Here is a 12,190-nt window from a genome sequence, read left to right on the forward strand (position 1 = left end):
CACCACACCCAAGGACCCGTCATGTACGACGAACACTTTCCCGGCCTGCGCCGACGCGGCTTCCTCGCCGCCACCACCGGCGCCGCCGCCGTGGCCCTCGTGGGCTGCGGAGACGGCACGGAGAACACGGCGGACGAGAAGACCGGCGCCGGCACGCCCCGGCGCGGCGGACGCCTGCGCGCCGCGTTCGCCGGGGGCGGCGCGAGCGAGACCCTCGACCCGCACCTGGCCAACCTGTTCGCCGACGTCGCCCGCGCCAAGGCCCTCTACGACAAGCTCGCCGACTACGGCCCCGACCTGTCCGCCCGGCCCCGTCTCGCCGTGAAGTGGGAGGCCGGAAAGTCCCTGGACCGCTGGCAGGTCACCCTCCGCGACGCCACCTTCCACGACGGGAAGCCGGTCACCGCGAAGGACGTCCTCTACAGCTACCGCCGCATCGCCGACCCGAAGAAGACGTACCGCGCCAAGGCGTCCCTGGAGCCCATCGACCTCGACGCGAGCCGCGCCACCGGCGAACGCGGCATCGAGTTCGTGCTCAAGCGGCCGACCGCCGAATTCCCCAACGTGCTGGCCGCGTTCGGCGCGTACATCGTGCCCGAGGGCGCCGGGGAGAACGGCGACTTCGACACGGAGCCGATCGGCTCCGGCCCGTTCCGCTTCGTCTCCTTCGCCCCCGGCCGCTCGGCCGTCTTCCGGCGCTACGACGACTACTGGGAGGGCGCCCCGCACCTCGACGAGCTCGAACTCGTCGTCGCCAACGAGGAGTCGGCCCGCGTCAACGCGCTCCTCGGCGGCCAGGTCGAGTACGCCCACGAACTCAACCCCACCACCGCCCGCGCCCACGAGGGCAAGGGCCAGATCGAGATCGTGCGGCTGCGGGGCAGCGCCATGCAGGCGTTCTGCATGAAGACCGACCGGCCGCCCTTCGACGACAGGAGGGTGCGGGAGGCCTTCTTCCTCATCGCCGACCGCCAGGAACTCGTCGACGGCGCCCTGTCCGGCGCGGGCGTGGTCGGCAACGACCTGTTCGGCAAGGGCTACGAGTACTACGCCGACGGCCTCCCGCAGCGCGAGCAGGACCTGGACAAGGCCCGCGCCCTGCTCAAGCAGGCCGGCGCCGAGAAGCTCAAGGTCACGCTCGACACCTCCGCCGTCGCCGCCGGCTTCACCGAGGCCGCCAGCATCTTCCGCGACCAGGCCGCCAAGGCAGGCGTCACCGTCGACGTGAAGATGGGCAGCAAGGACTCCTACTGGGCCGACATCCTCGACAACGGCACCCTGTGCTGCTACCGCTCCGGCGCCATGCCCATCGAGGCCCACATCTCCCAGCGGCTGCTCACCGACTCCACCACCAACGCCACCAAGTGGCAGCACAAGGACTTCGACGCCCTGTACCAGCAGGCGCAGTCCACCCGCGACCGGACCGAACGGGCCGCCGTCTACCAGCGCATGCAGCGCCGTCTGTACACCGAGGGCGGCTTCCTGATCTGGGGGTTCGCCGACTGGATCATCGGAACCGCCCGCACCGTGAAGGGAGTCGAGACGAAGGCACCCGCCAACACGCTCGACTGGGCCCGTTTCGACAAGGTCTGGCTGGCGTGAGCGTACGGGCGAGGGCGGGCACGGGAGCGAGCGGTCTGCGCTCCTTCGTCGCCCGGCGGCTGCTCCTCGGCGTCGCGCAGACCGTGGCCGTCGTGCTGCTGGTCTTCGCGCTCACCGAGGCGCTGCCGGGCGACGCGGCGGTGGCCCTCGCGGGCGACCAGCCGGACCCGGCGCGGATCGCCGCGATCCGGGAGGCGATGGACCTGGACCGGCCGGCGTACGAGCGGCTCGCCGACTGGGCGGCGGGCCTGCTCCGCGGCGACTTCGGGACCTCCCTGGCCTCCGGCCGTCCGGTGGCCGGGTACATCGCCGACGGTTTCGGCCCGAGCCTGCTGCTGGCCGCGCTCACCCTCGCCCTGCTCGTCCCGCTCGGCTTCGGCCTCGGTGTCCTCGCCGCCTGTCACGAAGGCCGGCTCGTCGACAGGCTGGTCAGCTCCGTGACGCTGGCCGTGTACGCGGTCCCCGAGTTCGCCCTCGGGGTCCTGCTGGTGACCGTCTTCGCCCTGAAGCTGGCCTGGCTGCCGCCGACCGCCGTCGGCTACGGCACCGACCTGCTCGCCCACCCCGCCGCACTCGTCCTGCCCATCCTGGTCCTCCTCTCCCGCCCGGTGTGCTCGCTGTCCCGGCTGGTCCGGGCGGGCATGGTCGACGCCCTCGCCTCGCCGTACGCGGCCCACGCCCGCCGCTACGGCGTCCCGGGCGCCCGCGTCCGCTACGCCCACGCCCTGCCCAACGCCCTCGCCCCGGCCGCGCAGCAACTCGCCCGGACCGTCGACTGGCTGCTGTGCGGAGTCATCGTCGTGGAGGCGCTGTTCGTGATCCCCGGTCTCGGCACGGTCCTGCTCAACGCGGTCGCCGAACGGGACGTCCCGGTGGTGCAGGGACTGGCGGTGGTGTTCGGGGTGCTGACCGTCGTCCTCAACCTCGGCGCGGACGTGGTGGCCCACCGGCTGACGCCCCGGGCGGGGGTGGCTGCGTGACCCCCCGGACCACCACCGGACCCGCACGGCGGCACCGGGTCGCCCCGCGTTTCCTCCTGGGGCTGGCCGTCGTCGCCGTCCCCCTCGTCCTCGCGCTCCTCGGCCCGCTGTTCGCCGGCGGGCCCGGCCCCCGCGCCGCCTCCTTCACGCTCGGCGACGGCCACTGGCTCGGCACCGACTTCGTCGGCCGGGACGTCTGGCGGCAGGTCCTGCACGGCGGCCGTACCGTCGTGCTGACCGCTCTCGCCGCGACCGTCCTCGCCTACCTGGTCGCCCTGCCCGTCGGACTCGTCAGCGCGCTGACCCACGTACGGCGGCTGGAGGACCTGCTGATGCGGCCGCTGGACGTGCTGCTCGCCGTACCGTCGCTGCTGCTGATCCTGCTGGTGGCGTCCGTGTTCTCACCGGGCACCGCCGGACTCGCGCTGCTCGTGGCGCTGGTGAACGTGCCCGACGCGGCCCGGATCGTGCGGGCGGCGGCGGGGGAGGCCGCCGCCCGTCCGGCGGTCGAGGCGCTGCGGATGCAGGGCGAGACGTGGTGGCGGATCGCCGTCGGCTACGTCGGCCGGTCGGCTCTGCGCACCCTCGCCGCCGACGCCGGCATCCGGCTGACCGGCGTGCTGTACCTGGTGTCCACGGCCGCGTTCCTCGGGGTCGGCGTCGCCCCGGACGCCGCCGACTGGGCGGTCATGGTCGACCGCAACCGCACCGGCCTGCTCGTCCAGCCGTGGGCCGTGGTGGTGCCCGCCCTGCTGATCGTGGCGCTGACGACGGGCACCAACCTGCTGTTCGACGCCGCACTGGAGAAGAAGGGACCACGACGCCCGTGAGCCACACACCGGACGCAGCGGTCGCGGAGATCCGCGGTCTGCGGGTCGAGATCGACGGCCGCCCGATCGTCGACGGGGTGAACCTGCGGGTGCTGCCCGGGAAGGTGACCGCGCTGGTCGGCGCCTCGGGCAGCGGCAAGACCACGACCGGTCTGGCGCTGCTGGGGGAGTACCCGCCCGGCGCCCGCGTCACGGGCGAGGTGCGGCGGACCGGGGACGGCCCGGTGGGGTACGTGCCCCAGCACCCCGCGTCCGTCCTCAACCCGGCCCGCCGCGTCGGCGCGCTGCTCGACGACCTCGCCCGCCTCCAGGTCCGCGGGCTGCCCCGGGCGGAGCGCCGTACGGCGGCCCGCGAGCGGATCCTCGAAGCGCTGGCCGCCGCCCAGCTCCCCGACGGCGAAGCGCTGTTGCGCCGCCACCCCCACCAGCTGTCCGGCGGCCAGCAGCAGCGGGTGGTCCTCGCCCAGGCACTCCTGCTCGGCGCCCGGGTCGTGGTCGCCGACGAACCCACCACCGGCCAGGACGCGTTGACCAAGCGCCGGATCGTCGAGGAACTGGCGGCGGTCGCGGCGCGCGGCATCGCGGTCGTGCTGCTCAGCCACGACCTGGACGTGGTGCGGGCCCTCGCCGACGACGTGCTCGTGCTGCGCGCGGGCCGGGTCGTGGAGTCGGGCCCGGCGCGGCGGCTGTGGCACTCCCCGCGGCACGAGTGGACCCGCCGACTGCTCGACGCCCGCACGGCGGCCCCGCGGCAGGAGACCGACGGCGGCACCGGGCGCCCGCTTCTCGAACTGCGGGACGTGACCGCCTTCCACGGCCGGACCCCGGTGCTGCGCGCCGCGCGCCTCACCCTGCGCTCCGGTGAGTGTCTGGCCGTCGTCGGGCGTTCCGGCAGCGGCAAGACCACACTGGCCCGCTGCCTGGCCGGCCTGCACCGCGACCACGACGGCGAGATCCGGCTCGACGGCACCGCGCTGCCGCGCAGCCTGCGCCACCGCACCCGCGCCCAACTCGCCGCCGTGCAGTACGTCTTCCAGGACGCCCGGGCCGCCTTCGACGAGCACCGCCCCGTCCTCGACCAGATCGCCCGCACGGCCGTCCGCCTGCGCGGCGCCGGCGAACCGGCCGCCCGGGACGAGGCGTCGGCGACCCTGGCCCGGCTGGGCCTCGCGGCCGACCAGGCGCGCCGCCCGCCCGGCGCGCTGTCCGGCGGCGAACTCCAGCGCGCCGCCCTGGCCCGCGCCCTGCTCGCCCGCCCCCGGGTGCTGATCTGCGACGAGATCACCTCCGGCCTCGACACGGTCACCCGGCGCGGCCTCCTCGACCTCCTCGCGGACCTGGTGGCCGAACGCGACGACCTGTCCCTCGTCCTCATCACCCACGACCTCGACACGGCCCGGCCGGCCCACCGCATCGCCGTCCTGGACGCGGGCGAACTCGTCGAGCAGGGCCCGGCCCGGCAGATCCTGACCGCACCGCGGCACCCCTTCACCGTGGCCCTCATGGAGACGACGGCCCAGCTGGAGTCGGGACGACAGTTCCAGGGGGCCGAGGGCTGCTGACCACCCGGAGGTCACCTCACGGCGCGGGAAGGCCCGGGGGCGTCAGCGGGAGCGCCACCGTGAAGACCGTCGTGCCGGGTCCGTCGCTCAGCTCGATCGTGCCGCCGTGCGCCCGGACCAGGGAGCGGGCGACGGCGAGGCCCAGACCGCTGCCGCCGCGGTCACGGCTGCGGGCCTTGTCGACCCGGTAGAAACGGTCGAAGACCTGGGCGCGGTCGGCGGGCGGGATGCCGGGGCCCGCGTCCGCGACCCGTACCAGCGCCCGGCCCGGCCCGGCCAGGACGCCGACCGTCACCTCCGTGCCCGGCGGGGTGTGCACGGCCGCGTTGGTGAGCAGGTTGTCCAGCACCTGGCGGATGCGCTGCGGGTCCAGACGCAGCCTGAGCGTGCCGGGGCCGGGCGTCACCGTCAGCGGGTGGTCCGGGTGGCTCGCGCGAAACGCGTCCGCCGCGTGCTCGACCAGCCGCACCAGGTCCGCCTGTGCCGGGCGCAGCGGGGTCTCCACCTCGGCCGCGTCCAGCCGGGCGAGCAGCAGCAGGTCGTCCAGCAGGACGCCCATCCGGGCCGCCTCGGCGCGCAGCCGGGCCAGGTGCTTGTCGCGTTCCCCGGGGGCGTTGGCGGCGGCGTACTGGAAGAGGTCCGCGTAGCCGCGTACGGACATCAGGGGCGTGCGCAGTTCGTGCGAGGCGTCCGCGACGAAGCGGCGCAGCCGCTGCTCGGCCTCCGCGCGGACCGCGAGGGAGTCGTCGATGTGCTCCAGCATCGTGTTGAAGGCGGTGCGCAGCTCGTCCACCTCCGCGCCGCCGTCCCGGCCGTCCGCGCGCAGCGACAGCCGGGCCGCGGACTCGGTCAGGTCGTGCGAGGTGATGCCGTGGGCGGTGGACGCCATGTCGCTGAGCGGCTTCAGGCCCCGCCGCAGCATCCTGCGGCCGAAGATCACCAGCGCCAGCACCGCGAGCACGAACGTGACGACCTGGATCGTGATCAGCTGCTGGACGGTGTCGTCGATGTCGTCCATGGGCGCGGCGCTCACCAGCAGCACCCCGGGTTCCACCTCGCAGGCGCGCAGCCGGTAGACGCCCTCGCCCTTGAGGTGCTCGGTGCGCAGCAGCTCCGAGCCCGACGCGGCCTGGGCACGGGCCAGGGAGGTGAACTCGTCGACGTCCGCCGGCACGTCGCCGGCGTTCTCGGGCGTGCGGAGCACGGGGGTGCCGTCCGAGACGTCGTACACCGCGTAGTACCAGCGGTAGTACCGCTTGCCCTGGAGGGTGCCGGTGTCCGCGATGCTCTTGGACTGGGCGATCTGGGCGAGCTTCAGCTGGTCGTTGAGCTGGGCCGACAGATAGTCCCGCATGTACGTCGTCAGGGCCGTGCCGACCACGGCGAACACGACCAGCGAAAGGACGCCCAGGCCCAGGGCCAGCCGGGTGCCCAGCCGCATCCTGCGGTAGGTGCGGCGCAGCCGGCCGATCACTCGGCGGCCTGCCGGATCACGTAGCCGAAGCCGCGGACGGTGTGGATCAGCGGTTCGCCCGTGTCGTCGAGCTTGCGGCGCAGCCGGCTGACCACCAGCTCCACCACGTTCGAGCGGCCCCCGAAGCCGTACTCCCACACGTGGTCCAGGATCTGCGCCTTGGTCAGCACGGTCGGCGACTTGCGCATCAGGTAGCGCAGCACCTCGTACTCGGTCGGGGTGAGCGTGAGCAGTTTCTCGCCGCGCCGCACCTCACGGGTGTCCTCGTCCATCGTCAGGTCCGCCACCCGCAGCACCGAGCGCTGGAAACCGGGCCCGGCGCTGCGCCGCAGCACGGTCCGCAGCCGGGCCATCAGCTCCTCCACCGCGAACGGCTTGACCAGGTAGTCGTCCCCGCCCCGGGTCAGTCCGGCCACCCGGTCGGCGACCGCGTCCCGGGCGGTCAGGAACACCACGGGCACCATGGTCCCGGACCGACGCAGCCGGTCCAGTACGCCGAAGCCGTCGATGTCGGGCAGCATCAGGTCGAGCACCACGATGTCGGGACGGAACTCGGCGGCGCGCCTCAGCGCCTCCTCGCCCGTGTTCGCGGTGACCGCGTCCCAGCCCTCGTAGCGGGCGACCGTCGCCACGAGGTCGGCGATCGGCGGGTCGTCGTCCACGACGAGGAGGCGTACTTTTTCCACCTGCTCATAGTGCGTCACCAGGCGGCCGAAGCCAGAGGTGGGCCACCGCCATGGCCACATCGATAACCTCTTGAAAGTCGTACGACAGCTGATCGACAGCTTTTGCCGGACAAGCTCGGTATCCCCGGACCCGGATCAAGGAGCTCAGTCCGTGACGACCGTCCAATCACCCCCGGCGCCCCCCACGGTGATACGCCCCAGGGTGGTGGCCCGTACGGGCCTGTACACCGTGCTGGCCGCCAACGTGGCCGTGGTCACCTTTTTCTTCACGCAGGCCGGCTTCGCCTCGAACACCCTCATCGTGCTGGGCCGGCTCGCCGGTCTGTACGGCGCGCTCCTGATGGCCTTCCAGCTGGTGCTGGTGGCCCGGCTGCCCTGGCTCGACCGCCGCATCGGCATGGACCGGCTGACGTCCTGGCACCGCTGGACCGGCTTCGGCCTCCTGTGGACCCTGCTCGCCCACGCCGTCCTCATCACCTTCGGCTACGCCGAGTCGTCCGACCTGGACCCCCTCAACCAGATCGTCGACCTCGCCGAGACCGTCGAGGGCGTGCTGCGCGCGGTCGTCGCGTTCGGCATCATCCTCGCCGTGGGCGCCGTCTCCGCCCGCTACGCCCGGCGCCGGCTGGCGTACGAGACGTGGCACTTCATCCACCTGTACACCTACGTCGCCGTGGTGCTGGCCTTCACCCACCAGGTCGCCGTCGGCACGACCTTCACCGCCTCCGACGCCGCCACGGCGTACTGGTACGGCCTGTGGGGCGTCGCCCTCGGCTCGGTGGCCCTCGGCCGCCTGGTGCTGCCGCTGTGGCGCAACTGGCGCCACCAGCTGCGCGTGACCGCCGTCGTCCCCGAGTCGGACAACGTCGTCTCGGTCTACATGACCGGCCGCGACCTGGACCGGATGCCCGCCCGGGCCGGCCAGTTCTTCCTGTGGCGCTTCCTGACCCGGGACCGCTGGTGGCAGGCCAACCCGTTCTCCCTGTCGGCCGCGCCCGACGGCCGCACCCTGCGCCTGACCGCCAAGGCCGCCGGTGACGGCAGCTCCTCCCTGCGGCACGTCAAGGTCGGCACCCGCGTCTTCGCCGAGGGCCCCTACGGCGCCTTCACCGCGATGCACCGCACCCGCGCCGAGTCCGTGCTCATCGCCGGCGGCGTCGGTGTCACCCCCATCCGGGCGCTCCTGGAGGAGCTGCACGGCCACGCCGTCGTCATCTACCGGGTCGCCACCGACCGGGACGCGGTCCTCTACGACGAGCTGCGCGACCTCGCTCTCGCCAAGGGCGCCGAGCTGCACCTGGTCACCGGACCGGCCGTCCCCGACAGGCTGGCGCCGGGCGAGCTGGCACGGCTCGTGCCGGACATCGCCGAGCGGGACGTCTTCCTGTGCGGGCCGCCGCCCATGATGAACGCGGTGCTGGGCAGCCTGCGCGAGCTGGACGTGCCCGGGCCGCAGATCCACTTCGAGCGCTTCAGCCTGGCGGGATGAGGAAGTCACCGTGAAACGAGCCATACCTGTCGTCGTCCTGAGCATCGCGGGGCTGGTCCCCGTCTGGCTCTACGAACCGTCGGCGGCCACGTCCACCGTCCAGGCCGCCACGCCCGCGCCGTCCGCGGCCTCCTCGCCGGGTGCCGCACCGGGATCCTCCACCGTCGCGGGGACGACGGTCACCACGGAGAAGGGTCCCGTGCAGGTGGAGGTGACCTTCGCGGGCCAGAAGATCACCGCCGTGAAGCTGCTCCAGCAGCCGAACCACCCGCAGACCACGGCGGCCGTGCCGAAGCTGATCGCGGAGACACTTCAGGCGCAGAGCGCGGACATCGACACCGTCTCCGGCGCCACCATCACCACCGAGGGCTACAAGGAGTCGCTCCAGGCCGCGATCGACGAGAACGCGCGGGCGGCGTCCGCCTCGCCCTCCCCTTCGGCGTCCGCCGCGTCCGAGGTCGTCGCGGGCCCGACGGTGACCACCGAGAAGGGTCCCGTCCAGGTCGAGGTGACCTTCGAGGGCGACGCGATCGGCTCGGTCCGCATGCTCCAGCAGCCGAACCACCCGCAGACCACGGCGGCCGTGCCGAAGCTGATCGCGGAGACACTTCAGGCGCAGAGCGCGGACATCGACACCGTCTCCGGCGCCACCATCACCAGCGACGGCTACCGCGAGTCCCTCCAGGCCGCCCTCGACGCGAAGGGCGCCTGACAGTGCACCGCGTCGAACACGTCATGGGGTTCCCGGTCTCGCTGCGCGTCGACGACGAGGACGTCCCCGAGTCGGCCGCGGACGCCGTCTTCGGGTGGCTGCGCGAGGCCGACGCCCGGTTCAGCCCGTTCAAGCCGGACAGCGAGGTGTCGCGCCTGGGCCGGGGCGAACTGCCGGACCTCAGCGCGGACCTCACCGAGATCCTCGACCTGTGCGAGCACTACCGGCTCGCCACCGGCGGCGCCTTCGACGTCCGCCTGCCCGGCCGCGGCCTCGACCCCTGCGCGGTGGTCAAGGGCTGGTCGGTGCAGCGGGCGGCGGAGCTGCTGACGGCGGCCGGGGCGAGGCGTTTTTGCCTCAACGCCGGCGGTGACGTGGTCGCCGCCGGCGGCCCCTGGCGGGTCGGCGTACGGCACCCCGAACACGCCGACCGGCTGTGCACCGTCCTGGAGCTCACCGACGGCGCGGTCGCGACCTCCGCCCGCTACGAGCGCGGCGACCACATCATCGACGGCCGTACCGGGCGCCCGGCGACGGGCCTGCTCAGCCTGACGGTCGTCGCCCCGACCCTCACCGAGGCGGACTCGGTCGCCACCGCCGCCTTCGCGATGGGCCCCGAGGGCATCCACTGGGCGTCCGCACTCCCCGCCTGCGAGCTCTTCGCCGTGGACACCGAACGCCGGGTGCTGCGGACACCGGGGTTCCCGACGGCGGGGGAGCAGGCGGTGGCCTGACGGTGGACGGGGCGGGCCGCGACCGGCGGCCCGCCCCGCTCATCGTGTCCGGTCGGCTCAGCCGACGTCGGAGGCGTCCAGGCGGTACAGGCCGCTGTACGCGGTCACGGACGTGCCGTTCTGCTCGACCCACTCGGCGATCTCCGCGCTGCTCCCGCTGCTCTGCGCGCTGTCGCTGATCACGATGTAGTGCAGCTTGCCGGACCGCACCAGGCTCTTGAGCTTGGCCAGGGTCATGGCGTCGTCGGTGCCGGACCAGCCGCCCATGGAGATCACGGGCTCGCCCGACTCCAGGATGACCGAGGAGGCGGTCTGGTCGTTGGCCACGGCCACCAGCCAGGCGGCGCCGTCCTGGTTCTTCTTCAGGTACGTGATCATCTCGGACGAGACCTGGGTACCGCCGCCCATACCGCCGCCACCCCCGCTCACGTCCGTCCCGCCCGGGGCAGCGGCACCGGTCTCGCCCGATCCGCCCGGCGCGGTCGCGCCCCCGCTCTCGCCGCCGGTCCCCGGACCGCCGGTCGTCCCGGTCGTCCCGCCGGGCCGCTGCCCGCCAGCCATGGCGCCGCCACCCATGCCGCCCCCGGTGGCCGGACCCGCCGTGGGATTCGTGCCGTTGGGCGCGGAGCCCGCCGCCGAGGCCGCGTACGCGGCGGGGCCGGCCAGCAGGGCGACGACCGCCGCCAGCGCCGCGACCCCGATGAGGCGCCGCCTGCGGGTGAACCGGCCGAGCAGCAGCCCGATCACCGAGGCCGCGCCGGCCACCCCGGCCACCACCTCCGCGACCGTGTACAGCGTCCCCGAGCCGGAGACCCGCTGGAGCAGCACGACCGCCCAGAGGGCGGATCCCGCGACCGCGGCCGGCAGCACCCACCCCCACTTCACCGCCGGGCGCTCCACGAAGGCCCGGTGGAGCATCACCGCGCCGACACCGGCCAGGGCGGCGACACCGGGAGCCATGGCGGTGACGTAGTACGGGTGGAAGGTTCCCTCGGCGAGGGCGAAGGTCAGGTAGTGCAGGACGAACCAGCCGCCCCACAGCAGCAGGGCCGCCCGCCGGGCGTCCGTACGGGGAGCGCGCCCGCGCAGCACCAGCCCGCCGGCCAGCGCGACGAGGGCGAACGGGATCAGCCAGGAGATCTGGCCGCCCATGATCTCGTTGAACATCCGGTACAGGCCCGCGTCGCCGCCGAAGCTCGCCCCGTTGCCCTGCGAGCCCGCCGGCGAACTCGCGCCGAGGATACGGCCGAAGCCGTTGTAGCCGATGACCAGGTCCCAGACCGTGTTGTCGGTCGAACCGCCGATGTACGGGCGGGAGGACGCCGGAATCAGGTCGACGACCACCATCCACCACGCGCTGGAGACCGCCAGGGCCACCGTGGCGACGGCGAGGTTGCGGATCCGCCGGCCCAGGCCGCCCCGCGCGGCCCACAGGTAGACCAGGAAGAACGCCGGCAGGACGACGTACGCCTGCATCATCTTCGTGTTGAACGCGAAGCCGATCGCGATGCCCGACCACACCAGCGGCATCAGCCGTCCGGTGCGCACGGCCTTCATCAGCGCGGCGGCGCCCAGCAGCATCAGGAAGACCAGCACCGGGTCCGGGTTGGTGTCACGGGTGATCGCGACGGTGATCGGGGTGAGGGTCAGCGCCAGCGCCGCGATCGTGCCCGCGACCGGTCCGAAGTCCCGCTTCACCATGCGGTGGAGCAGGGCCACCGAGCCCACGCCCACCGCGACCATCGGCAGCGCCAACTGCCAGGTGCCGTACCCGAAGACGCGTGCCGACAGGCCCATCACCCACAGCGCGAACGGCGGTTTGTCGACCGTGATGAAGCTGCCGGCGTCCAGGGCGCCGAAGAAGAACGCCTTCCAGCTGCGAGTACCGCTGTAGACGGCCGCGTTGTAGAAGCTGTTGCCGGTGACGGAGGACAGGTTCCAGGCGTACAGGACCGTCGCCAGCACGAGCACCGCCCACAGGGCGGGGCGGGCCCAGCGCGGGTCCTCGGGGGCGCCGGTGAACAGCCGCCGGACACGGGCGGCGAGTAGACCCACGCTGTGGGGTGCAGCCAGCGGAAGTCGAGGCAGAGGTTCGACGCCATGGTCAGGCCGGTGCCGTCG

General features: G+C 73.5%; 10 protein-coding genes. 7 read left to right on the top strand and 3 right to left on the bottom strand.

Translation table 11 applies throughout. From position 1 onward, the window contains the following. Positions 1-21 precede the first annotated feature (21 nt). The 4 genes from ACWD0J_RS29645 to ACWD0J_RS29660 are packed head-to-tail and all read left to right on the top strand — an operon-like array spanning position 22 to position 4,974. Entirely contained in the window at positions 22-1,602 is a 1,581-nt protein-coding gene (locus ACWD0J_RS29645) for an ABC transporter substrate-binding protein (RefSeq protein WP_451498920.1), read from the top strand. After that, positions 1,599-2,582 (top strand): ABC transporter permease, encoded by a 984-nt coding sequence (locus ACWD0J_RS29650; RefSeq protein ID WP_451498921.1) that lies wholly within the window; start codon positions 1,599-1,601, stop codon positions 2,580-2,582. The genes ACWD0J_RS29645 and ACWD0J_RS29650 overlap by 4 nt, the downstream gene beginning before the upstream one ends. Then, positions 2,579-3,412, top strand: a complete 834-nt coding sequence (locus tag ACWD0J_RS29655; RefSeq protein ID WP_451498922.1) for an ABC transporter permease — start codon at positions 2,579-2,581, stop codon at positions 3,410-3,412. The genes ACWD0J_RS29650 and ACWD0J_RS29655 overlap by 4 nt, the downstream gene beginning before the upstream one ends. Then, the gene (locus ACWD0J_RS29660) at positions 3,409-4,974 is read left to right on the top strand and encodes an ABC transporter ATP-binding protein (protein WP_451498923.1); all 1,566 of its coding nucleotides are present in this window, start codon (positions 3,409-3,411) and stop codon (positions 4,972-4,974) included. The genes ACWD0J_RS29655 and ACWD0J_RS29660 overlap by 4 nt, the downstream gene beginning before the upstream one ends. Positions 4,975-4,990: 16 nt before the next feature. Here ACWD0J_RS29660 and ACWD0J_RS29665 read toward each other — a convergent pair whose 3' ends face one another. Continuing rightward, on the bottom strand, positions 4,991-6,448 hold the full coding sequence (locus tag ACWD0J_RS29665; protein WP_451498924.1) for a sensor histidine kinase: 1,458 nt from the start codon (positions 6,446-6,448) through the stop codon (positions 4,991-4,993). Next, complete coding sequence (locus ACWD0J_RS29670; RefSeq protein ID WP_451498925.1) at positions 6,445-7,134, bottom strand: response regulator transcription factor; 690 nt, start codon at positions 7,132-7,134, stop codon at positions 6,445-6,447. The genes ACWD0J_RS29665 and ACWD0J_RS29670 overlap by 4 nt, the downstream gene beginning before the upstream one ends. 151 nt (positions 7,135-7,285) lie before the next feature. Here ACWD0J_RS29670 and ACWD0J_RS29675 point away from each other — a divergent pair, with 151 nt between their 5' ends. From ACWD0J_RS29675 to ACWD0J_RS29685, 3 genes are read left to right on the top strand one after another with little or no spacing between them, the layout of a single operon-like run. Then, the gene (locus ACWD0J_RS29675) at positions 7,286-8,623 is read left to right on the top strand and encodes a ferredoxin reductase family protein (protein ID WP_451498926.1); all 1,338 of its coding nucleotides are present in this window, start codon (positions 7,286-7,288) and stop codon (positions 8,621-8,623) included. Between the two features lie 10 nt (positions 8,624-8,633). Then, complete coding sequence (locus ACWD0J_RS29680; RefSeq protein ID WP_451498927.1) at positions 8,634-9,335, top strand: FMN-binding protein; 702 nt, start codon at positions 8,634-8,636, stop codon at positions 9,333-9,335. A 2-nt stretch (positions 9,336-9,337) separates the two neighbouring features. Further along, on the top strand, positions 9,338-10,069 hold the full coding sequence (locus ACWD0J_RS29685) for an FAD:protein FMN transferase (RefSeq protein WP_451498928.1): 732 nt from the start codon (positions 9,338-9,340) through the stop codon (positions 10,067-10,069). A 57-nt stretch (positions 10,070-10,126) separates the two neighbouring features. On the opposite strand, the gene ACWD0J_RS29690 is transcribed toward ACWD0J_RS29685, so the two are convergent. Beyond that, complete coding sequence (locus ACWD0J_RS29690; protein ID WP_451498929.1) at positions 10,127-12,124, bottom strand: ArnT family glycosyltransferase; 1,998 nt, start codon at positions 12,122-12,124, stop codon at positions 10,127-10,129. Positions 12,125-12,190: the final 66 nt, after the last annotated feature.

It is taken from the genome of Streptomyces sp. NPDC003011, assembly GCF_053591515.1.

Coding starts and splice junctions, on each gene's coding strand:
- ACWD0J_RS29645 (WP_451498920.1), top strand. CDS start 22: ATGTACGACGAACACTTTCCCGGCCTGCGCCGACGCGGCTTCCTCGCC.